This is a genomic window from Collimonas arenae (assembly GCF_000786695.1).
Taxonomy (GTDB): Bacteria; Pseudomonadota; Gammaproteobacteria; order Burkholderiales; family Burkholderiaceae_D; genus Collimonas; species Collimonas arenae_A.
This window is the reverse complement of the sequence record NZ_CP009962.1, coordinates 1524270-1545786: the sequence shown is the minus strand read 5'-3', so window position 1 is coordinate 1545786 and position 21517 is coordinate 1524270. Positions and strand designations below refer to the sequence as shown.

The window sequence follows — 21517 nt, the reverse complement described above, 5'->3', positions numbered from 1 at the left end:
AGTGCTGTCAGTTCTGACAGTTACTTGTCTCAATTTAATTGTTGTACCTTGCCACTCCGGTGACGCTTGCTCACAACTTCTTGTGAGGAGACATGCCGATTCAATTCATTGTGGGGTGACAATTAGATGCTGATTTCAAAAAAGGTATTGTGGTTTGCAGGTTTAATGCTTCTCGGTGCGTTACCGTTCGACTATGCGAGAGCTGAATCAGGAAAAGGCGCTTCAGAGGAACCCGCCATACCGCATCAGGCGCCGATGCCGCGCGCGAGACAATCGCTGCCGCCATCGCCAGAGCAGTCGAAATACAATCTACCGCCCAGCAACAAGCCACGCACAGATTTGAACGATGCCAAGACTCGCCCGGGAGCAGGCAATCGTGTGAAAAGAATGGCCACTACTCCGGACTGCAAAGACATGGACATACTGGCGGCTTACGACGGTAGCGCGCTGGCCGACTATATCGCCAACCTGCCTGACTACGAATGCCATTACGGCCTGTTTTCGCTGAATGCGACCCAGGCTGCGAAGGTATATTCCGCCAGCAATTTCAACGCTGTCGCCAACCGGTTCAGCCAGGAAGCAGGGATTTACAATGCCAGCAATCGCGCAATGGTCAACCTGCTGATTTATCTGCGCGCCGGATATTATCTGGCCAGCGGCAATGTCATTCCTAATCCATCCGCGTCGTTGGTGAGCGTCCTGCGCCCGCCGATCAAACAGCTGGTCGATGGCAATGTTTTGTTCAAGACCAACAGCGTCGCCCCATCCACCGCAGGCGAAACGATGAAGCTCATTACGAATATGAGCGACGAAGCCTATTACCTGAGCACCATGAAAAACCTGGTGCTGCGCTACACCAATACCGCCAGCAACCCGGATGCCGCGCAAGCGTTGCGCCAGCCTAGCGCTGCGGGTGGCTTTACCGGCGTGTTGACCGTTATTTTCTACGCACATGGCCGCAGCGACGGCAGGCCGCTTCTGCAAAATGATGTGTCGTATCCGACAGCGTTGAACAATTTCGTCGTCAACAATAAAAGTGCCTTGCAGGCCACTGAAACCGCCTATCAGCTTACCGATGCCGCTAACGAGGCATTCCGCTTCTTTCAATACCCGGCACAAAAAGCCGGCGTCAAGGCCATGATCCAAAATCTGCTGGCCACGACTACCATGACCGGCGCCGATAGCGACTTATGGCTGGCTGCAGCGATCGCCGTCAAATACAACGACAATGCCAATTGCGCCGAATACGGCACCTGCGATTTCGAGGCCAGGCTCGCCAATGCGGTACTGAAAAACAAATACACCTGCAGTCCCACCATCAGCATTCGCGCCCAGGAAATGAACCCCGCGCAGATGCAAGCGTCGTGCGCACTGTTGAAGACGGAGGAGTCTTACTTCCACGATATGCTGCAAACCAATCGGACGCCAGTGGCAAACGATAGAAATGCTTCATTGGAAGTCGTGGTCTTCGATGACTACAGCAACTACAACAAATATGCGGCTGCGATATACGGCATCAGCACCAATAACGGCGGCATGTATCTGGAAGGGAGCCCCGATGTTCCGGGTAACCAGGCGCGCTTTATTGCCCACGAAGCATCCTGGATGCGTCCGGAATTCAAGATATGGAATCTGGAACACGAATATATCCATTATCTGGATGGGCGCTTCGACATGTTTGGCGACTTTAACGCCAGCACCATGAAACCCACTGTCTGGTGGATTGAGGGCATCGCAGAATACCTATCGAGGAAGAACGATAATCAAGAAGCGATCGATGTCGCTCACAGCGGTACTTACCGGCTGAGCCAGATTTTCGGGAATACCTATTCGATGACGGATTACCAGACGCGGGCGTATCGCTGGGGATATATGGCGACGCGTTTCATGGTCGAACGTCACCGGAATGATGTCGATACAGTTGTGTCGAAATTCCGTGTCGGCGACTACGACGGCTATCAAAATACGATGGCTTACATCGGCGCTCGCTACGACAACGAATTTGCCAACTGGGCCAAGACCGCAAGCACTATCGGCGAGCCGCCGCTACCCGAAGGCCCGGCACTGCCGAGCTGCCCGTCATCAAGCAATTTAGGCAGGAATTGTGCGATCAAGGGATTGTCTTCATCTGGCAGTGCATACGCTTATATATTGCTGCCCAGCGGAGCAAAAAACCTCACATTACGGACTAGCGGCGGAAGCGGCGATGTAGATTTGTATATTGCTCTTGATCGTTACCCGACTATCGGCTCTTACGATACTGCCTCCATCAACATTGGAAACAGAGAAAATATCTCGCTAGCAAGTCCGGCTGCTGGCCGCTGGTATTACATTTTGCTCAATGCCAAGCAAGCATTCAGCGACGTGACATTGAGCGCCACCTACGATTAGCAAACCTAACCTGGCATTACAGCGATCATCTCCTGCCGGGACGTTTCCGCTTTTGATCGAATGCACCTGTTATGCCAGGTATATTTACCAGCTATCTTCTCTGTTTTTCAGACCTAGAATCATACTTGTACATATCACACGATATACAGCCTGTCGTCGCACGAGGCCATGGCTGCCGTTGGAGTGACATAAGAATCGGAAAACACGGCTGACATGCGTTTCACATGCGGCTCACATGCGGCTCACATGCGGCTGACTATCGGATCTTGACTGGCAACGGACAACGCAATGACGTTGTTCGCCTCGGGACGTGAAGATGGGTGTCCGAAGCATTTCATCGCTCCTTGAATGTGCATTTTTATTCAATCGAGGAAAACTATGTCCAAGAACATGCCATCTTATTTGCTCAATGTCGGTGCGGCCGATCAGGAGCGCCTTAACATTCTGGCCAATCTCTATAACCCCGGTAGCCAGACGTTTCTACGGGCGCAAGCTGCAGTGCAAGCGCTGGATGTGCTGGATATCGGATGCGGGCATGGCCATATGGCATTCTGGCTCGCGCAGCAGTTGCAATCGCGTGGCGGCAAGGTTCTCGGTATCGACACTTCAGATGCGCAATTGAACATATGCCAGGAAAAGAAGGAAAAAGCCGTCGTCGCGAATGTGCAATTTCTGCATCACGACATGGGAGTGACCCCACTTGAACTTCAATCGTTCGACGTCGCATATTGCCGCTTCCTGCTGATGCACGTCAAGGAATGGTCCCCCTTCTTCCACAACGTCCTGGCATCGTGCCGGCGTGGCGGATCAATGATCATTGAAGAACCGGTGTTTCCTTTCTTTTGTTACCCCGAGCACGAGTCCGTCAAGCGAGCGAGTGCGCTGTTTACGTCACTTAGCGCGGCGACAGGTTTCCACTACGATTGCAGCGCCCGACTGTGGCAATACGCGCAACTTCTTGACGTGGAGGTTGCAGGAGTCGCATTTAATCAACCAGCGTTGATTACGCCTCAAGAAAAGAGCTTGCTTTGGCGGACGTTTGAGCAAATCAAGCAACCCGTTCTGGCCGCCAAGCTGGCGACCGAAAGTGAATTAAACGACATTACGACTGATCTCGAAACGCTTGCTCATGATCCTCATTGCCTCATCGGAGGCTTGCGCGTCATGCAATTGAATTTACGGAAGTGCTGATCTGTCTCTCTGGCGTTGCAGCGCTTCGATGACATTGCATCTCAACAAATACCGGAACCGGAAAAACATCAATTCTTCCTCATGTCGCCGGTAAGCTTAAAAAAGCGGCCAATACCTTGGCGTGGCCGATTGCCGGAAGGACATCGAGGGCAAACAAGCACAGCTCCAAAAGCTTGCCGGACGCCAGCCTCATTCTCAAGTTTGCAGCAGCGGCAAGAATGATTTACTGACACAGTTGACAGTGGAGGAATCGGCGTCCACGTTTTACCATCATCTTTGAGGGAGACATTGCTATCTCTCAACAGCAAGTACTGAAATCTTGTTGACCTAATGATGTAAAAGGAGAGTCGAGTGAGTAAGTTTTACGAAATCATTGAGGAACATCGTACACATTGCAAAAAATGGATTGGCAGGCCAAGGGGATTCTCCTTTGTTCCGTCGGCGAAGCTGGCAGCGCATTTTTACTTTCTTCAACGCGATAAATCGTCTCCTTCGGCGAAAAAAAATTATCTGCTTATGTCGTTGGAAATCAATGCACAGGACTCGGTACGTGCTGCGGTAAATTCGATTCAAATGATGGTTGAGGACGCAACGGTAAAACTTCACCAAAATGACGCCCACCAGACCGAACTGGCGGTTTTCAGAAACAGCATGCAGCGAATCCATGAGCGTGTCCAGGGCGATCTAACGGTCGTCATCGATATGCTTTACGACGAGGCTGCGTCTCTGGGTACCGCGCACCCTGGCGTTCAAAGCGATATCGTCGATTTATTGGATAGGATTGGCGCGTATGTCACTGACTTGATACTCAACTTGACCGCATTCATCGTGCAGATAGTCAATGATGTCGTGGCATGGTTACCGAATGCCTGGACGAGTATTAGAAACACTTTTAACGCCCTGAAAACCTGGATAGAGGGATGGTTCTATCCCGGCGAGTGAAATCCAGATCAGTTCGGATTATTGGAATGTGAAATCGGAAAGTGCGTTTGAAACAAAGGTAAACACGAAAATAATATGCTGCTGTGAGATCTAGCCCTCTCTTTCGCAGCCATATTTATCCCCTGCGGCCAAGTTTGAACTGAACACGATCGTAAAATATTTTTTCCAGGAAGACGCAACCGGCCGCGAATGCGCCCATCGCGATCAGCCAGGGAATAAAAAATGATACTTCGTGGGAAAATTTTGACGCCATCAAACCGGCAATAGTACTCTCCAAGGCAAGCACAGGAAATGCCCATGATGGCGGGCCGTACTGAATTGTCGCGTGGCATCCATGGCATTCAGAGGCCCCACGTGAAGTCTTTTTCCTGCAATGCGGACAGACCATTTCATTCATTTCATTATTTTTTTTCATTTTTTATTCTCCACTATGTAGGCCTGGAAAAGATTTTCCAATACAGATTCGAGTCAGTTAGGATCTGTCATCTCCGATGTCGATACAGCGTTTGTAAACACCTGGCCGCAAATACTTTGCCTCGCCAAGCAATTCGAAAACGCCGCCGATGGTGTGGAAGTTGCCTGAGTTCTCCTTGTCGCATCTTCGCAAATTTACTTGAAACCAGGCGCGACAGAATTCTCCGGATGCTTGCAGCTCGGCGAACGCCTTCTCAAATTCGGATTCGGCGACACCGCGGGCAATCCGATTTTCTGGATGCTGATGATTCGGAATGTAATAGATCAGCGCCGCTTCGCCCCTTCTACGGCCCCATGTTTTGACAACATAACCGGTCTTCGCAACGGGTCTTGGCAGTATCGTTCCTGCAGAAATAGTTTGCCGAATGCGTTCCACAATCATCAATTTCCTTCGTTAATTTTTGGCGAGTGATCGCATCGCAGACGGCAACCGAATTGCCTGGCCTTCTTGCGTAGCACATTGATGTCGAGTCATGACCATACCGCAAATTTTATGTTCCCGAACCCGGCAACGTTGACAGTCGAGCACTAGATCGCCGTCAAATACGGCGAAGCTTTCCCATTTTTTGGGGAGTAGCGACGGCAGCCCCCCTGAAATAACGATCAGCAGGCTTGCGCATCAAGCGCAGACGCGGTGCTTGCAATACTTTCACAAATGTGAAAGTATTGCATTTACCAATCACTCACGGAGCGGAATATGGCCTTAACCCTCTATTACCATCCTCTTTCTTCGTTTTGCCACAAAGTGCTGATCGCGCTTTACGAAAACAATATCGCCTTCGAAAAGCGCTTCATCGACCTTGGGAATGAGGCCGACCGCAGCGAGTTGCGTGCCATCTGGCCATTCACAAAATTCCCGGTTCTCCACGATCATGTGCGCCATCGCGATGTACCTGAGAGCACGATCATCATCGAATACCTGGACCATTTCTTTGCCGGCGAAATGCCCTTGATTCCAGCCGATTGGGATGCAGCGCTGGACGTGCGGCTATGGGATCGCTTCTTTGACATTTACGTCCATATCCCGATGCAACAGATCGTAGCCAATCGCCATACCGGTGCGCAGGGCGCCATGGGCAAAGAGCATGCTACGCTGGATCTGGCGTACGGCATGCTGGAAGAACGCATGGCTTCACGCACCTGGGTCGCAGGGTCTCATTTCACCATGGCGGATTGCGCTGCCGTCCCCGCGCTCTTTTACGCCAGCACCCTGCAGCGCTTCCCCAGCGAGTACGCACATCTGCATGCCTATTTTGAACGGCTGATGGAGAGGCCTTCCGTGAAACGGGTCATACAGGAGGCTCAGCCCTATTTCCATCTCTATCCCTTCGCCGATGCGATTCCTGCACGGTTTAGAACGGGCGAGCAATGACGGCGCAACAGACACAACAGACTCTTGACGCGAAGTTTCACGCTTTGTCGGATGCAACGCGACGCGCACTGGTTGAGCGATTGAGCCACGAACCGTCTTCCGTCAAAGAGCTGGCGCAGCCGATACCGATGTCGTTACCAACGGTGCTTAAGCATCTGGTGGTACTCGAGAACAGCGGCATTGTTCTCTCCGAAAAATCGGGACGCGTTCGTACTTACAAGCTTGCGCCGAATGCGTTCGAAGACCTGGAACGCTGGGTGGAAGAGCGCAAGCGCAGCTGGCACCGGGCGTTCGACCGGCTTGAGCAGTATTTGAATGATGAGGAAGAACCATGAGCAACCTATCCGCTTTGCACTCTACCTTCGTTATCGAACGCGCCTTCTCGGTGCCGCCATCGAAAGTATTTCGGGCATGGGCAAGCGCCGACGTAAAAAAGGCGTGGATGAAATGCGACGATGCAATGATCACCGAAGAAATGACGCTGGATTTCCGCCCCGGAGGGCAAGAAACGAACCGCGTGATGGCGCCGGACGGGACGGTGCATCGGTTTGAGGGCTACTACCTCGACATCGTGGAAAATGCGCGCATCATCTACGCGTTCAACATGTATCTGAGCGAGAAGCGGATTTCCACATCGCTGGCGACAGTGGAGTTTCAACCTTCCGCCACCGGATCGAAAATGGTGTTCACCGAGCAGATTGTTTTTCTGGACGGCTATGAAGACCGGCAAGACAGGATCCGCGGTACGGAAATTGGCTTGGATAACCTGGTGGCCTATTTACGCGTCGGGGGGCATTGAAACCCTGCCCCGCCCCCGCGTCACCCTTGATCTGAACCGCTCCCAGCCTGGATGGCGGCAAGGCGTCGCGCCTGAAGCAGCGCGGCCGCATGCAGCATCGCAAGAAAAGGCACCAGGTAGGCGGTGATCAGCACCAGCGGCAACTGCACCATCGGGTCGATCCTCGCTTCTCCGGCGACGTTGGCAGCAAATATTGCATTGAGTGCTCCTGCGGCCATGGCCGCCACCAGATCGATTATCCCGAGCACATTCCACACTACGAAGGTTTTGCTGGCGGCAAAAGCGGGCTGGCGGATGAGTGCGGCCAGCATCCATGGCGCGGTCACACCGATTGCCATATCGCCAAGCCCTGCGGGTAAGGCGAAGCTGCCAGGCAAGATGCCGTATGTGTACAGGGCCAGAAAACTCAAACCGGCAAAGCGCCAGGCGTGTATCCCGACCATGACTTGAAGATCGGCCGCCAGAACCAGTCGGCGAAATGGCTGCACAAGCCAGTATCCTGCAAAGAACGCCGTGAGCGGCAGCACCACACTGATCAGGATCGGCAGTGGCGGCGCGCCCGCCGGCGTGACGAATGCCCCGGTTGCGCCTAACCATGTCACGACGACAAGCCACACTGCAAGCACACTTGCGACGACCAGCTTTGTCCCCGGGACGGCGGCCAATCCCGGTTGGGTGGAATGCGACAAAAGAGTGTTCGACATGATGTATCCTTTGGCTATAGTCACTTGCACTTTGCAAGTATAATCCACTGTAGGATAGCAACTTGCATTTTGCAAGTATCATGTATAGCGTAATGTATAGTTTGATGTGTAGCGTGAATAGAGTGGATAGCGGAGGCAATGCATGGCTACGAAGATCAAAGACCTGGATGGACTTCGGCGCTCCCGCTGTGCGGCTGCGAACACGCTCGATTTGATTGGCGACAAATGGTCACTGCTGGTGATTCGGGACATGCTGTACGGTAAGCGCACCTATGGGGAGTTGCTGGATTCGCCGGAGGGCATTCCCACCAACATACTCGCCGAACGCCTGAAGCGCCTGGAACAGGCCGGCATTATCGTCAGCACAGCCTACCAGGAGCGCCCTGTGCGCTACGCCTATACGCTCAGCGCCAAGGGCGCAGCCATGGGGGACATTCTGCTGGCGTTGGTGCGATGGGGTAAAGAACACATACCGGGAACGCTGGTTCTTAAGGCAACAAAGCCAGGTGCGACGCAAAGCAAGCCAGCCCGGCGTGCAAAAGCGCCACGGGCCGATTAGGCCCCGGCTTACCGCCCTTCACTTCCAGGCCTCTTTAGAGCAAGGCCACCGTTCACTTCAACTGATCGGCCACGCGGGCGATGCCGGCATTGGCGCAGACTTCGTCCTTCTCGCCGCCCGGCGAACCGGAAACGCCAACTGCGCCGATCGTGACGTTGCCGACTTTGATCGGGACACCGCCGCCGACGGCGACGACGTCGGGAATCTGGCGCAGATAAGCTTTGGCCGGGTCGTCGGTCAGCTTCATGAATTCAAGCGAAGTCTGACCGCGCGCACGGGCCGTGTAAGCTTTCTTGCGTGCGAATTCCATGGTGTGCGGGCTGGTGCCGTCTCCGCGAAGCGATGCACGCACCAGCCCGGCATTGTCCACGATCACCACAGACACCTTATTTCCGTCCTTCGTGCATTGGGCGATCGCCCCTTCCATGATGACCAGCGCCATTTTCATCGATACATTCTTTTCGATGAGCGGAGCCTGTGCGCTAACCGGTGCGATCGACGCCACCGTCAGCGCCACGCCCGCCAGAACTTGCCTTTTGAACGCCATGGTTTTCTCCTGGTTTGGCCGGTCCGCAAGCGGAACCAATTGCCGGGACTTCACAGCGGCTGTCACCGCTTGTCCTTAGAGGCTGTTGCGAACACAGATGGCTAGGCGCGCCGACGAAGACAGTACGAGCAGTACGGCTAGGAGCGGATGGCCGCCCCGACGCAACAACGCCAGGTGTGTTCGCAACAGCCTCTAAATCTACTGGAAATTCAGTTTAGTCCATCCGACGGGCGACGTGACATTTTCCAGGCGCGCTCACGCATGCCGTTGAAATATTGCTCAACATAAAATATTCTCCTACAAGGGCCGCAATCGTTTTTGCTGCTATCGCCGGGTGTCTGGCGTGCTCTAATCGCTGCGCTCCTTCGGCGGCGTCACACATTACAATTGGCGTCTAACTTCAACAGACAGCCCTTCCGATTTTCAATGAATAAACTGGCACTACTCATCGCGTGGTCGTTCGCAAGCGGATCTTATGCTTACGCTGCAGGCGACGTTGCGGCTGGCAAAGTGGCATTCAATAAATGCGCGTCTTGCCATCATGTTGGCCCTTCCGCCAGAGGCGGCTTCGGGCCGCAATTGAACGGCATCTTTGGCAGGCCCGCTGCGGCAACCAAGGATTACAACTACTCTACAGCAATGAAAAATTCCGGGATTGTGTGGTCGGATAAAAACCTGGCGGCATTCATCAGGTCCCCGAACGATGTCGTCCCTGGCACCAAGATGCGGTTTTGGGGCATCGGCGATGAAAAACAAATCGCCGATCTGCTGGCCTACCTGCATACTTTCCAGTAAATCGGCTTACCATCCCTGACCGGGCTGCGCCGGTCCAGAGGCCAGGCAATGGCGCATGGCAAACCCAGCGATAGCATCGAAGAAATATTTACTTCAATGCAATACTTAAGTTAATATCAACGTTTCCTCCATTTCAATGAAGATGACATGAAACGTTCCCAATTAGCCATCGCCGTCGGCGCCGTACTCGTCGTTGCCTGGGTCGCCGTCGTTCCTGGCATAATCGGCATGAACGCCGAAGCGGAGATGAACAAGAATGCCGGCGATGCCTTGAGCACATCTTCCTTTCCCGTCACCGCAAAACTGGAGTCCTTCCAGCGCGGCTGGTTCTCTTCGACGGCAAAGGTCGACTACAATTTTCTTTCAGCACCCCAACCGATCCACCTGGTGGTTGAACATCACATCAATCAATTCGCGATCCCGTTTTATCGCTGGGCCAAGATCACGCACACCATCACCATGCTGGATGACAAGGGCGTAGCCACTCCGCTGCCTTTCAATATCGACGCCAGCACGGACAAATTGTTCTTCGGCGGTTTTTCCAGCAAGTTCTCGGCTGCGGACGTCGACTGGAAAAGCAAGGATGGCCTGCACATCGCCGGAAAGCAGCTCGCGCTCAAGATCGGCGGCAAGACCGGCGAGGAACTGCAATACGAAATCAACGTTCCCTCGCTGACGGCGACTGTCACCGACGGCCTTCTCAACATCAACCTGGCTGGCCTCAACCTCGACGGCAATTATAAAGACGAGAAATCGGCCGCAGACACCTGGAAACAGTACGGCCATATCAAGCTGGACAATATCGACGCTACCAAAAATGGCGTCACTCTCCTGAAGCTGCGGGACCTGGCGATAGACACCGACTTGAAGGACCACGGTGAAAGCTTCGATCTGCTCTACCAGGCCAAGGCCGACAAGAGCACCTTCGGCGACGCCTTTAGCGCCGACGATATTCGGGTTGATTTTTCCTATCTCAACCTGAACAAGGATGCGTTGCTGAAATTACAGACCGCCTCCAAGGCGTTCTACCTGGAAGCATCGAAAACACCGGTCGCTGCAACAGCGGGCGCCGTCACCGACGAGGCGAACATGAATGCGCAGCTAGCCAAACAAAAAGCCTACATGAGCGCCATGATGAAACAGGTCGGTGGTTTCATCACCAGTTCGCCCGGCTTCAAGGTCGACCGGTTTAGCTTGAAGACCCCGAACGGCGACGTTGCCGGAACCCTGGAAGCCCATCTGGACGGCAAGGATTTTCCGCTTGAGGCGCTGGGCGGCGATAATGTCATGGCATTGCTGAAGGAGCGTTTTTCCGGCAAGGGCTCGCTGAATGCCGCCCGCGACGTATTTGTGAATGCAGTCGACAAGAAAAATACGATACCGGAAGCGCAGCAACGGCAAATGAAGGAAAGCCAGCTGAAAATGCTTGTCGACAAAGGATTCGTCAAGGACGACGGTAAGCGTTTGTCGCTGGAATCGACCTTCGGCCCGCAAGGCGTTGCGATCAATGGCAAACGCGTCATGTAAGCGTCATGTAAATGATTCGCGCCTGACCCTGGAGAAACTGGGGTTGGGCCGAGATTATCCGGCGTTTCGCGCGTCGGCAAATATGTAGAAAAAACCTCGCTTCTCTCCTGACCTTATCACCCTGCGCACGGACATGCCGGACGGTTTCGGCGGCATCTCCGACTTCGCGCAGTCCCTTCAGATAGTCAGTCGCCTCATCCGATCCCGACTGCTCGCACAATCAGGAACGCCCCTGCCATGACGATGACGGCGCCGATGAAGCGCGCGACGCGCTCACCGCCCGGCGCCAAGCGTTCGGCGGTGATGGCTGCCGTGATGGCCGCCATCACATACAGGTCCATGACGCCGATGACGAGGAGAACCGCCGTCAGTCCGGCGCAACAGTACCCGCAGTGGAGGCCAAGGCGCAGGCCATGACGCCAGGCTGCGCCAGCGCTCCTCCGCAAAGCGCCTGCGTGCTCCGGCGCTCGCAGGCAACAGGCAAGCTGACGCGCCTTCCACCCGCTGAACTGAAGCGCGCCGGCGACCAGGACGACCATACCGCTTGCTAGCGGAACTGCGCGTGCCAGCGCTGGCAGCTGCATCTCCAGCGCGGCCAGTCCTGCACCCAAGGCAAAGACAGCCATACCGAGCACGATCCACACAAAGAAATATCCCGCGCTCACCAATACGGTCAGCAGATCCAGACGCGCCACCCCCGCCCTGCCGATTGCCTGGCGGTAGCGCCATAGCGCAGGCGTCAGGGATGGCAGCATCATCGCTGTCATCATCACGATCCACATGCCGACGAACGACGCCACAGCGCCGAGCCAGCTCTGCCCGCACATCCGCGTCCACGCCATCGACAACGACCAGCCGCCGGGCATCGGCATCTCCCCCATTGCCGACATGGACGCACACAAGACGATGGTCGCTGCCGCGCTGACGGCGAAGAGTAACGCTGAGACGCCGAAGAAGGCGTGCCGGGAAATCGCGCCTCTCAAGGCCGCGGCTCCCGTACTGGTACCGGCAGCGCTCATGGCTTGACTCAGCCGCAACAGCTGTTCGCGGCCTGCAGCTGACCGGCCTGCTGGTATTCGTCGTGGCGACGCCACCAGACGCCGGTCTCGTTACGCCCTTTGGGCGCGCGGTCCAGCCATTGGTACATGCCCCAGAGGCCGTCCAGTCCGCGCGAATAGGTGGAATAGCTGTGGTAGACCACCCCGTCTTCAAGCACGAATGCACTCAGACCCGGCCTGTCACGGGTATAGGTAGCGGCATCGGTTCCGGTCGAGGCCGCTTGCTGGATGACAGGCTCAGGGAAGGTTGTTGCATCCATCGCGTTGCCGCTGCGCCGGTAATTGTATTCAACGCCGCCAGCGCGCTGTTGCTCTTCGGTGATTGAAACATTGACGTCGAAATTGAAATCGCTGCCGAGCGAAGACGCCCAGGGAAACGTCCATCCCATTCGCTGCTTGTATGCCTGCAACTTCGCCAGCGGCGCCCGCGATACCGCTGCAAGTGTGACGTCGTGGCTCGCCAGATGGGCGACGACGCCATTGAAGCCGTCTGCAATCGCCGAGCAGGATGGGCATCCTGCCGTGTAGTCGGGACCGAACATGAAATGGTAGACCAGCAGCTGCGAGCGTCCTCTGAAGAGATCTGCCAACGTGGCGCGTCCTTCATCGGTGTCGAAGTGGTATTCCTTGTCGATCCGGACCCACGGCAACTCCTGCCGCCGCCGCGCTAGCTCGTCGCTGCGCCGGGTCAGTTCCTTTTCCGCTTCCAGCAACCCGATGCGGGCTGCAAGCCATTCTTCGCGTGTTGCGGTTGTGTGCATGGTCATGATTAATTCTCCTTGGTTTTGCTACATGAGGGCGTGAGTCCGCCCACCGGGTTGAGAACGGTCTTTATTTCTACAGCTTCGTGAAAATCTCAGGCGTCAGGTTGGACGACGCCGAGACAACCTAGCGGTGCGTGATCATGCCGCCACGCGCTTCGGACGCCGCACAGCGCGCACCTTGCCGCTCGGGCCGCCACCGCAATAAAAGAGATCGGCGCCATCGGATTCGAGCCCGCTGACAAAGGCGCCGGGCGGCATCTCCAGCCGTTCAAGTACAGCACCGCTTTCCGGATGGATGCGACGGATTTCACTCTCGTCCCCTTCCCAGGTTGCGTGCCACAACTCACCGTCGACCCAGGTCACGCCGGTGACAAAGCGGTTGGACTCGATGGTGCGGATGAGTGCGCCGGTCTGGGGATTTATCTGGTGAATCTTGCGATCGCGGTACTGCCCCACCCACAAGCTGCCCTCGGCCCAGGTGAGGCCGGAATCGCCCCCGCCGCTGGGCGCCGGGATCGACGCCACCACTTCACCGCTGGCAGGATCGATCTTGTCGATGCGCGCTTCGGCAATTTGATACAAGTAGGTGCCGTCGAAGGCGGTGCCAGCGTCGCAGGCGCAGTCCAGCGTGCGGGTGGTTTCGCCGCTGTCGGGATCGAAGGCGACCAGCTTGGCTCCGGTGGCGGCCCAGACACGATGGCCGTCATGGGTGACGCCGGCTATTTGATCCGCCATAGGCCCGTACTCGCGCACGATCTCGGCGGCTCGCGCCGTTGCCTGGCTTTTGTCTTTCGCTGCTTTGCTGGTCATCGACGCGCTCCTTGCGGCGCAGCTCGGATCGGCGCCGTAAGACAATTCTATGCGAACGGGAGCGCTGCGGGGAGTAACAAGATTGTCGTGAATCCAGTCAACGGCGGCGACAGCCAGCGGCGCGCCCGCGCCTGTCCTATCGCACGCACCCTGCCGGCAGCTTCGAGCTCGGCGAGCGCACGCTGGACGGTGCGCTGGCTGGCGCCCAGGGCCAGCGCCAGCGCCGAGGTCGACCAGGCTGCGCCATCGGCGAGTAATGCCACCAGTGAGGCCTGCTCGCCGTCGATGGGCGGCGCCAATACGACGACGCTACGCCCATCGCGCGGTTTGATGACAAAGCCGTCTGTGCTCGCCTCGATGTGCGCCAGTGTGGCGACCAGCGCACGTAGACGCCCTATCTCGACCCGCAGGCGCGCCCGGTGCGTCTCGTTGGGACGACGGACACCGAACGCGGCAGCGATCAAGGTTTTCCGGTCAACATCGCCAGGCCAGGCCTCGGCCAGCGCCCGCGCCAACGCGAACAGCACCGGCCGGCGCGCCAGCGACTGCCATGCGCCATCGGCGCGCACTCCGCGACGGCAGGCATCGACGACCAGCGCGCCAGAATCCAGGAGTGCTGCCACTTCGTCAAGACGCAGCAGCTGTTCGCGGCCGGCGAATAGCTTCCTGGCGGCGGGTCGATCGAGCGCAGCGCGCACTTCCGCCACTTCAGCCAGTAGCGCCGGCACGCTGGCGCGCTCTGCCGCCTTGCGCGCACGGGCGAGCGCAGTCAGCGCTGGACCGATATGCAACGAGCGCAACGCCAGCTCGGCAGAACTTAACTCGGCCAGCGCCGCCAGCGATGGCGGCAAGCCACGCGCATCGAGGTGAGCCAGTGCAGCCGCTGCATCTTCCAGGTGGCCGAGCAGCAATAGCCGGCGCGCCGAAATCAATCGTGCTTGCAGCGCGTTTGCGTAATCGGCGTGCGCATCGAGCGTGGCCGCCGCCGCTATCAGCGAGCGCGGAGAACCGCCAAGATCACGCATGGCAAGCGCCACCTCAGCCTCGGCGACAACGCAACGCGCACGCGCCAGCTCCTCGTGGCTGCCGAAGCCGCGGGCAGCGCGTCGCAGGAGTTCGCGGGCGCGCGGGTGCTCACCCAACTGGGCCATGGCGATACCGCGCAAGGCCAACGCGGGCGGGTCGTCGCGCAAGGCGACGCGTTTAAGGGCGCCGAGCGCATCGCCGGTGGCGAGCGCACGCGCGGCAGCGGCGATCAGGGAATCCATGCCGACAGGATACTCCGCCGGGCCGATTTTGCGCCGGGCTTGTTGCTCACTGGCGCGTCAGCTTGCGTTTCTCAGGTTTCGAAATAGCGCGGGCGGTCTAGATCGGCAATCAATCCGGGCTGCTGCGGCCGCCATCCCAGCCCTTCCTGCGTATGCGCACTTGAAGCGGGGCAATCCATGCCAAAGAAGAAGCCGAGAAAGCCAAAATGCTCGGCGGCCTCCTCACGGGATTTGGCGATCACCGGCAGGTTCAGGCGGCGGCCGATGACCTCGGCGATTTCACGCGTCGGCACGCCGCCGTCGGCAACCCCGTGATATCTGGCGCCCGTGGCGCCCTTCTCAAGCGCCAGCCTGAACAGATGGGCGGCATCGAGCCGGTGCACCGCAGGCCAGCGGTTGAGGCCGTCGCCGACATACGCCGAAACGCCCTTTTCGCGGGCGATGGCGATCAGGCGCGGCACGAAGCCGTGGTCGCCGTCGCCATGGACCGACGGCGACAAGCGCACCACCGATGCCCGCACGCCGCGTGCTGCCAGCAAGGCGGCCGCCGCTTCCGACGCGCGGGGAAACGAAGCAGAGGTAGGAGGATGCGCATCTTCCTCTGTCGCGATTCGGTCCGGCGTCAGCAGCGCGACCCCGGAGGTGATCACCATGGGGCGCTTGGAGCCTTCCAGCACAGCGCCGAGCGCCTCGATGGCGCGGCGGTCGGTCTCGCAATTTTCTACGAACTTAGAGAAATCGTGGTTGAAGGCGGTATGGATGACGCCATCCGCCATGGCGGCGCCACGACGCAGGTTTTCCAGGTCTTCCAGATCGCCGCGATGCACCTCGGCGCCGGTGGCGGCGAGAGACGCGGCCGCCGCATCCGAACGGGCCAGGCCAAGCACCTGATGTCCGGCGTTGATGAGTTCCTGCACTATGGCAGAACCGATAAATCCTGTAGCACCAGTGACAAAGACACGCATGACAATTCTCCTTTACATTTCGTTCAGTAACCACATTCGTGACTGCATTCGCAGTTCTATGCTGGTCATGATAATTAATTGAGCAAGGACAATCTATGCTGTAAAGTCCGCATTATCTTTGCAATCGTCCGAGGTAGCCCATGGATCCGCTCTCAGATGTCTTGTCGTTGCTGAAACCGCGCAGTTATATGTCCGGTGGCTTTGATATCGGCGGAGATTGGTCGATCCAGTTCCCCCGGCACGAAGGTATCAAATGCTACGCCGTGATTAGCGGCCAGTGCTGGCTGCTGGTGGATGGGATTGCCGATGCAGTGTGCATCCAGGCGGGCGACTGCCTGGTGCTGCCGAGCGGCCGACCGTTCCGCCTTGCCAGCGATATGGCGTTGACGCCCGTCGGCTTCCGTGAGGTTTTTTCCAGCGCGCTGAATGGCGGCATCTCCTCCGTCAACGGCGGTGGAGACCTCTTCCTGGCCGGCAGCCACTTCATTCTCGGCGGCGGCCATGCCGATATCTTGCTACGAGTTCTGCCGCCGATTGTACATATCCGCAAAGAGGCTGATAAAGCGGCGCTGCGCTGGGCTATGGAACAAATGCGGCAAGAGCTGCGCGAACCACAGCCGGGCGGCTTGCTGGTCGGCCAGCATCTGGCCCACATGATGCTGGTGCAAGCCCTACGGCTGCACTTGGCGGAGGGCCTGCAAGGCGGCGTCGGCTGGCTGTTCGCCTTGGCAGACAAACAAATGGGGGCTGCGATCAGCGCGATCCATGACGCCCCGGCCTATCCCTGGACCTTGCAAGTGCTGGCAGAACGTGCTGCCATGTCACGCTCGACCTTTGCACTGAAATTTAAAAAAACGGTTGGAACCTCACCGATGGAATACCTGACGCGCTGGCGCATGCTGCTGGCCGGAGACAGGCTGGCGAATACCCACGATCCCGTTTCCGCCATTGCCATGTCGCTCGGCTATGAATCGGAAAGCGCCTTCAGCACCGCCTTCAAACGGGTCATGGGTTGCTCGCCACGGCAATATAGTCGTGATCAGAACTTCGCCTCACCGTCACATAGCCATGATGAAAACAGCCGCGTCAATCATCTTGAGCCTATCGCCGGCTGATATGCAAGAAGGCTCAGGTAAGGTTTGTTTTGCTTTCCATTACGCTAGCACGACTTATACCGAAGCTGCGATGTGCTCACGCAACCATTGATGGGCTGGATCGCGATGCGAGCGCTCGTGCCAGAGCATGGCCATCTCGTATCCCGGCACGTCGACCGGCGATTCGACAACCTGCAATGCACTGGCGTCGCGCACCAGACGTGCAGGAACCATCGCGACCAGGTCGGTACTGGTTAATACAGATATGACAAACAGGAAATGAGGAACGGAAAGCACAACCCTGCGCGTCAATCCCGCCTCCGCGAGCGCTTGATCCGTGACGCCTCGGAAACCGCCGCCATCCGGCGATACGATCACATGATCGAGTGCACAGAACTGTGCAAGCGTTGGCCGTCTTTTCAGGCGCGGGTGACCGGCGCGGCCGGCGAGGACATAGCGTTCCTTGAAGAGCACCCGATGGCGCATGCCAGACGGCGCTCCCTCGCTGGTATGAAAAGCCAGATCGATATCCCCCTGCTCCGCTTGCCTGGCGATACGCGGCGGAACGAGCTCAAGGACAGCTAGCCGCGTGCCTGGAGCTGCCAAACGTAATCCGCTCAAAGCTGGCTGCAAGATCGTCGATTCACCGTAGTCGGTAGCAGCAACGCGCCAGGTATGGTTAGCCTGCGCAGGATCGAAGGGACTGGCAGGCGACACCGCTTGTTCAAGCGCTTCAAGCGCCAGACGCAAAGGTTCGCGCAATTCTTCGGCCCGTGCGGTAGGCCGCATTCCTCGGGGGCCCGGCAGCAGCAGCGGATCGCCAAATATGTCCCTCAGCTTGGCGAGATGGACGCTGATTGACGGCTGCGAGAAGTTCAGGCGCTCTGCGGCACGGGTCACATTGTGTTCCGAGAGCAGGACATCCAGTGTTACCAGGAGGTTGAGATCCAATCTTCTTAAATTATTCATGACTATACCTACAATATTGGAAATTCATTTCCAATATACCTGACAAAAACCTATCCTGCCTTCTTCTACTTATGGAGGCTCAATCATGAATATTCTTCTCGTCTATGCCCATCCCGAACCCGTCTCATTGAATGGCTCCCTGAAGGACTTTGCCGTCAAGCGCCTTGAAGACGCCGGACATATCGTCCAGGTGTCAGATTTATATGCCATGCAATGGAAGGCGACGCTTGACGCCGCCGACAGCACGAACAGGCAGGCTGGTGTGCGCTTTAATCCATCTCTTGATTCCAAACATGCCTTCGAGAATGGCTTGCAAAGCAAAGACATCGCTATCGAGCAGGAAAAGCTGCTGTGGGCGGATGCCGTCATCCTGCAATTTCCCCTGTGGTGGTTCTCGATGCCGGCGATTCTGAAAGGCTGGGTGGAGCGGGTCTATGCGTATGGCTTCGCCTATGGTGTAGGAGAACACTCCGACGCTCGCTGGGGCGACCGCTATGGCGAAGGTATGCTGGCGGGTAAGCGGGCAATGCTGGTCGTGACCACAGGCGGATGGGAATCGCATTACAGTCCGCGAGGCATCAACGGCCCGATCAACGACATATTGTTTCCTATCCAGCACGGAATTTTGTATTACCCCGGATTTGATGTCTTGCCGCCGTTCGTGGTTTACCGGACCGGCAAGATTGACGACGCAGGTTTTGCGAATACCTGCGATGCGCTTGGGCAGCGACTGGATTCGCTTTGGCAGACCGCTCCAATGCCGTTTCGCCGGCAAAATGCAGGGGATTATGATATTCCCGAACTCACGTTACGGTCCGATATCGCTCCGGATGCATCAGGATTTTCAGTGCACATTGCTTAACAATATGCGCATTTGATGCGCAAAAATATTTCTCTAAGTCATCATTTGGTAACAAGTCAGTGTTATTTTTATAAGATGCCAGAACGCGTTTTTGGCGTACAGCTGCAAAAAACCATCATCCGCTCTAATCCGCTCTATTAACCGCTGGATCTTATAGAAATATGAAGGAGAGAAGGTAAATGAAGAAATTACTGGTTTCCCTATGCCTGATGACCCAGGCAATGTACGCCATGGCCGACGGCCAGGCTGATTGCGATGCCGGCGCAGGCAGCTATCTCAGTGGCACCGTCAACGGCAAACCGACATTTGCGAACGGCAAAGCGCTCCAGGGCGTCAAGCTTTCGCACACCCATATCACCGTCAAGGCAGATACGGACGGCCGTACCTACGACGTTGCCATAGACAATGTGTACGCTGCCGATTATCAAAAAAATTCCACCTCGATTCCTAAGTCGCTGGCAGCTTTCAAACTGGGCGACAGAGTGGAAATGTGCGGCCAGATGTATACCAGCGGCTACGGCATTCACTGGGTGCATGACAATTGCAACGTCACGCCGACCAGCGCGCAGCCAAATGGATTCATCAAGAAGTTGCTGGCAAATGGCGACGAAGGCGACAACCTGGAAGCCAGCGAGGCTTACTGCTATTTGTGGAACTGATTGTCGTCTGTTGAATACCTGATGCCGGTTGACGTTACATCGGCATCAGATTCATAGCGAGCTGTTTTGTGAACCCAATCGTCCGTTATTCGCTGCTGGCCGCTACGGCTGGCGTATGCCTCGGAATGTATCTGTCATCGACAGGGAGTTTCGGCGATCCGCCGAGCGTAACCGCCACCACCAGCGACACCAGGCATTCTCCTTCCCGCAGCGAATTGGCATCGCCTTTCGGGTCAGGCGAGACGGCTGAGGGCATTGGCGATGCTGCGCTGGTCTCGCACCTGCCACCTGACCCCGTCTATGGCCGCAACGGCCGCCAGATAGATTTGGGCGGGCTGAAGGCGGTGGACTACATCGCCAAATGGAATAGCCTTGCAAGAGCCGGCGACAAGAACGCTGCCTATAACGTATATCAGGCGACATCGCTCTGCGCCAATAATGACGAGCCAGTCCCTGATTACAATAGTGCGGCGGAACTCGCGCAGTTTTTAACTGAGCGCAAAAAAATAGCCGCCGTGTGCGAAGGGGTCAACGCAGCACAGCTTCAGGAGCGGCTTTCCTTTCTGGCGCTTGCCGCACGCGCGGGGAAAGTCGAAGCGCAAATTGATTACTTCATTGAAGGCCCCTACGGCCGCACTATCGACCTGGAAAAAAGCGCCGATGATCCTGTCGTACAACAGTGGAAAGCCGAAGCCGTCACGCAATTGAAAGCCGCCGCCGGCCAGGGAGAACCATTTGCCCTGGCGCTGCTGGCGCAAGTCTACGAGGCCGGCGAATTGCTGCCGCGCGATGCCAAACTCTCGCTGGCCTACAAAGTCGCCGAGGCGGATGCGAGAAACAGCGTTTTATCGGTAGAGCAGCTACGACGCAATGTCGGCACGCAAATGTCCGATGCGGATTTTGCGAACGCCCTGCAAACAGGCAAGCAAATCGCAAACGCGTGCTGCAAGAGCAGATGAGTTCTCGAAGCGCAATGCAATCGATTCGGCGGCAACGCCAAGTATCCGGGATCAGCAGCGAGTAGCGTCTAGCGATCTGGCAATCCGAAAGCCAAGGTCGTCGATGGCAAACGTCGGATGGCTACGGCGGCGATTCGTAGCCAGGCAGCCTCTCTCAACGTCTGACCAGCCGCCGCCGCGAAATACACGATACGAACCATAGACTTCCGGGTCGTATTGATCTGCGCACCATTCCCATACGTTGCCTAGCGTATCGTGGAGTCCCCAGTCGTTTGCTTGCTTCTGGCCGACCGCTTGCGTACGCCCTCCGGAATTTTCCCGATACCAGGCGATAGCGTCGAGCTGGCCATAGCGCGGGCCGTTTGTTCCGGCGCGGCAGGCATACTCCCATTCAGCTTCAGTAGGCAACCGATAGCCGTCACCTCCAGCAACAAGAGAGGCGCCCGTTGCATCTTCATGAATGTCGTAACAGGTGGAAAGGCCGCAGGCCTTGGACAGCAGGTTGCAGAAGCGGACGGCATCGATCCAGGAGACGTTCTCGACCGGAGATTGCGCGGCAACCCATGAGGACGGCGACAATCCGGTTAGCGCCGCGTATTGCGCCTGGGTGACGGGATAGCGGCCGATCGCAAAGCGTTGCAATTCGACGCACCATGCACGGCCTGTCCTGTCGTCCCGCAAGGCGATGACACCGGCGGGAATAGTTTGCATATCGGGAATTTCATGCAGATTTTCCATTTTCTCCATCATCGTGACAGTTGCCAGCGGCGATCTGCCGTCGCTCAATACGGGGCGTCGCTCTCCGCAT

The 21517-nt window shown here is 56.9% G+C and carries 23 protein-coding genes and 1 pseudogene; 13 read left to right on the top strand and 11 right to left on the bottom strand.

Going from position 1 to position 21517, the window contains the following annotated elements; genetic code table 11:
- The first annotated feature begins 165 nt into the window (after window positions 1–165).
- The 3 genes from LT85_RS06985 to LT85_RS06975 all read left to right on the top strand — a co-directional run bounded on the left by LT85_RS06985 (window position 166) and on the right by LT85_RS06975 (window position 4524).
- A complete protein-coding gene (locus LT85_RS06985) occupies window positions 166–2391 on the top strand; it encodes a M9 family metallopeptidase (RefSeq protein ID WP_253273732.1) in 2226 nt (741 codons plus the stop codon).
- A 378-nt stretch (window positions 2392–2769) separates the two neighbouring features.
- Window positions 2770–3582 (top strand): class I SAM-dependent methyltransferase, encoded by an 813-nt coding sequence (locus LT85_RS06980; protein ID WP_038486943.1) that lies wholly within the window; start codon window positions 2770–2772, stop codon window positions 3580–3582.
- Window positions 3583–3933: 351 nt separating this feature from the next.
- The gene (locus LT85_RS06975) at window positions 3934–4524 is read left to right on the top strand and encodes a hypothetical protein (RefSeq protein WP_038486940.1); all 591 of its coding nucleotides are present in this window, start codon (window positions 3934–3936) and stop codon (window positions 4522–4524) included.
- 115 nt (window positions 4525–4639) lie between these two features.
- Here LT85_RS06975 and LT85_RS06970 read toward each other — a convergent pair whose 3' ends face one another.
- Both LT85_RS06970 and LT85_RS06965 read right to left on the bottom strand, forming a co-directional pair.
- Window positions 4640–4939 carry a hypothetical protein gene (locus LT85_RS06970; RefSeq protein WP_038486937.1) on the bottom strand — a complete coding sequence of 100 codons (300 nt, stop codon included), beginning with the start codon at window positions 4937–4939 and terminating at the stop codon, window positions 4640–4642.
- Window positions 4940–4996: 57 nt separating this feature from the next.
- A complete protein-coding gene (locus LT85_RS06965) occupies window positions 4997–5380 on the bottom strand; it encodes a hypothetical protein (RefSeq protein ID WP_038486934.1) in 384 nt (127 codons plus the stop codon).
- 315 nt (window positions 5381–5695) lie between these two features.
- Here LT85_RS06965 and LT85_RS06960 point away from each other — a divergent pair, with 315 nt between their 5' ends.
- The 3 genes from LT85_RS06960 to LT85_RS06950 are packed head-to-tail and all read left to right on the top strand — an operon-like array spanning window position 5696 to window position 7169.
- Entirely contained in the window at window positions 5696–6370 is a 675-nt protein-coding gene (locus tag LT85_RS06960; protein WP_038486932.1) for a glutathione S-transferase family protein, read from the top strand.
- Window positions 6367–6705: an ArsR/SmtB family transcription factor gene (locus LT85_RS06955; RefSeq protein ID WP_038486929.1), complete on the top strand. Its 339-nt coding sequence runs from the start codon at window positions 6367–6369 to the stop codon at window positions 6703–6705. The genes LT85_RS06960 and LT85_RS06955 overlap by 4 nt, the downstream gene beginning before the upstream one ends.
- Window positions 6702–7169, top strand: coding sequence for an SRPBCC family protein (locus LT85_RS06950; RefSeq protein WP_038486926.1), 468 nt, complete (start codon window positions 6702–6704; stop codon window positions 7167–7169). The genes LT85_RS06955 and LT85_RS06950 overlap by 4 nt, the downstream gene beginning before the upstream one ends.
- 20 nt (window positions 7170–7189) lie before the next feature.
- Here LT85_RS06950 and LT85_RS06945 read toward each other — a convergent pair whose 3' ends face one another.
- Complete coding sequence (locus tag LT85_RS06945) at window positions 7190–7873, bottom strand: hypothetical protein (RefSeq protein WP_216595047.1); 684 nt, start codon at window positions 7871–7873, stop codon at window positions 7190–7192.
- A 142-nt stretch (window positions 7874–8015) separates the two neighbouring features.
- Between LT85_RS06945 and LT85_RS06940 the strand changes: the two genes are divergently transcribed.
- Entirely contained in the window at window positions 8016–8432 is a 417-nt protein-coding gene (locus LT85_RS06940) for a winged helix-turn-helix transcriptional regulator (protein ID WP_038486924.1), read from the top strand.
- A 136-nt stretch (window positions 8433–8568) separates the two neighbouring features.
- Here the strand turns inward: LT85_RS06940 and LT85_RS27660 are convergent.
- Window positions 8569–8859: pseudogene (locus LT85_RS27660) on the bottom strand (GlcG/HbpS family heme-binding protein); the annotation flags it as partial.
- A gap of 546 nt (window positions 8860–9405) precedes the next feature.
- Here LT85_RS27660 and LT85_RS06930 point away from each other — a divergent pair.
- Complete coding sequence (locus LT85_RS06930; protein WP_038486918.1) at window positions 9406–9774, top strand: c-type cytochrome; 369 nt, start codon at window positions 9406–9408, stop codon at window positions 9772–9774.
- Between the two features lie 147 nt (window positions 9775–9921).
- Entirely contained in the window at window positions 9922–11301 is a 1380-nt protein-coding gene (locus tag LT85_RS06925) for a DUF945 family protein (protein WP_038486915.1), read from the top strand.
- Window positions 11302–11495: 194 nt separating this feature from the next.
- Here the strand turns inward: LT85_RS06925 and LT85_RS06920 are convergent, their stop codons facing one another.
- From LT85_RS06920 to LT85_RS06900, 5 genes are all read right to left on the bottom strand, one after another.
- The gene (locus tag LT85_RS06920; RefSeq protein WP_038486912.1) at window positions 11496–12320 is read right to left on the bottom strand and encodes a DUF2182 domain-containing protein; all 825 of its coding nucleotides are present in this window, start codon (window positions 12318–12320) and stop codon (window positions 11496–11498) included.
- Window positions 12321–12328: 8 nt separating this feature from the next.
- A complete protein-coding gene (locus tag LT85_RS06915) occupies window positions 12329–13126 on the bottom strand; it encodes a DUF899 domain-containing protein (RefSeq protein WP_172656952.1) in 798 nt (265 codons plus the stop codon).
- 135 nt (window positions 13127–13261) lie between these two features.
- Window positions 13262–13933 (bottom strand): Vgb family protein, encoded by a 672-nt coding sequence (locus LT85_RS06910; RefSeq protein ID WP_052134783.1) that lies wholly within the window; start codon window positions 13931–13933, stop codon window positions 13262–13264.
- Between the two features lie 47 nt (window positions 13934–13980).
- A complete protein-coding gene (locus LT85_RS06905; RefSeq protein WP_038486909.1) occupies window positions 13981–15201 on the bottom strand; it encodes a hypothetical protein in 1221 nt (406 codons plus the stop codon).
- Window positions 15202–15272: 71 nt separating this feature from the next.
- The gene (locus LT85_RS06900) at window positions 15273–16166 is read right to left on the bottom strand and encodes an SDR family oxidoreductase (RefSeq protein WP_038486906.1); all 894 of its coding nucleotides are present in this window, start codon (window positions 16164–16166) and stop codon (window positions 15273–15275) included.
- A 140-nt stretch (window positions 16167–16306) separates the two neighbouring features.
- Here LT85_RS06900 and LT85_RS06895 point away from each other — a divergent pair, with 140 nt between their 5' ends.
- Window positions 16307–17281 (top strand): AraC family transcriptional regulator, encoded by a 975-nt coding sequence (locus tag LT85_RS06895; protein WP_038486903.1) that lies wholly within the window; start codon window positions 16307–16309, stop codon window positions 17279–17281.
- A 54-nt stretch (window positions 17282–17335) separates the two neighbouring features.
- Here LT85_RS06895 and LT85_RS06890 read toward each other — a convergent pair whose 3' ends face one another.
- Complete coding sequence (locus LT85_RS06890; RefSeq protein WP_038486900.1) at window positions 17336–18229, bottom strand: LysR family transcriptional regulator; 894 nt, start codon at window positions 18227–18229, stop codon at window positions 17336–17338.
- An 85-nt stretch (window positions 18230–18314) separates the two neighbouring features.
- On the opposite strand from LT85_RS06890, the gene LT85_RS06885 reads away from it, so the two are divergent.
- The 3 genes from LT85_RS06885 to LT85_RS06875 all read left to right on the top strand — a co-directional run bounded on the left by LT85_RS06885 (window position 18315) and on the right by LT85_RS06875 (window position 20709).
- Entirely contained in the window at window positions 18315–19091 is a 777-nt protein-coding gene (locus LT85_RS06885) for an NAD(P)H-dependent oxidoreductase (protein WP_038486897.1), read from the top strand.
- 179 nt (window positions 19092–19270) lie between these two features.
- Window positions 19271–19750 carry a hypothetical protein gene (locus LT85_RS06880; RefSeq protein ID WP_038486894.1) on the top strand — a complete coding sequence of 160 codons (480 nt, stop codon included), beginning with the start codon at window positions 19271–19273 and terminating at the stop codon, window positions 19748–19750.
- A 68-nt stretch (window positions 19751–19818) separates the two neighbouring features.
- Complete coding sequence (locus LT85_RS06875; protein ID WP_156117459.1) at window positions 19819–20709, top strand: sel1 repeat family protein; 891 nt, start codon at window positions 19819–19821, stop codon at window positions 20707–20709.
- 51 nt (window positions 20710–20760) lie between these two features.
- Here the strand turns inward: LT85_RS06875 and LT85_RS06870 are convergent, their stop codons facing one another.
- Entirely contained in the window at window positions 20761–21495 is a 735-nt protein-coding gene (locus tag LT85_RS06870) for a formylglycine-generating enzyme family protein (protein WP_253273686.1), read from the bottom strand.
- Window positions 21496–21517 lie beyond the last annotated feature (22 nt).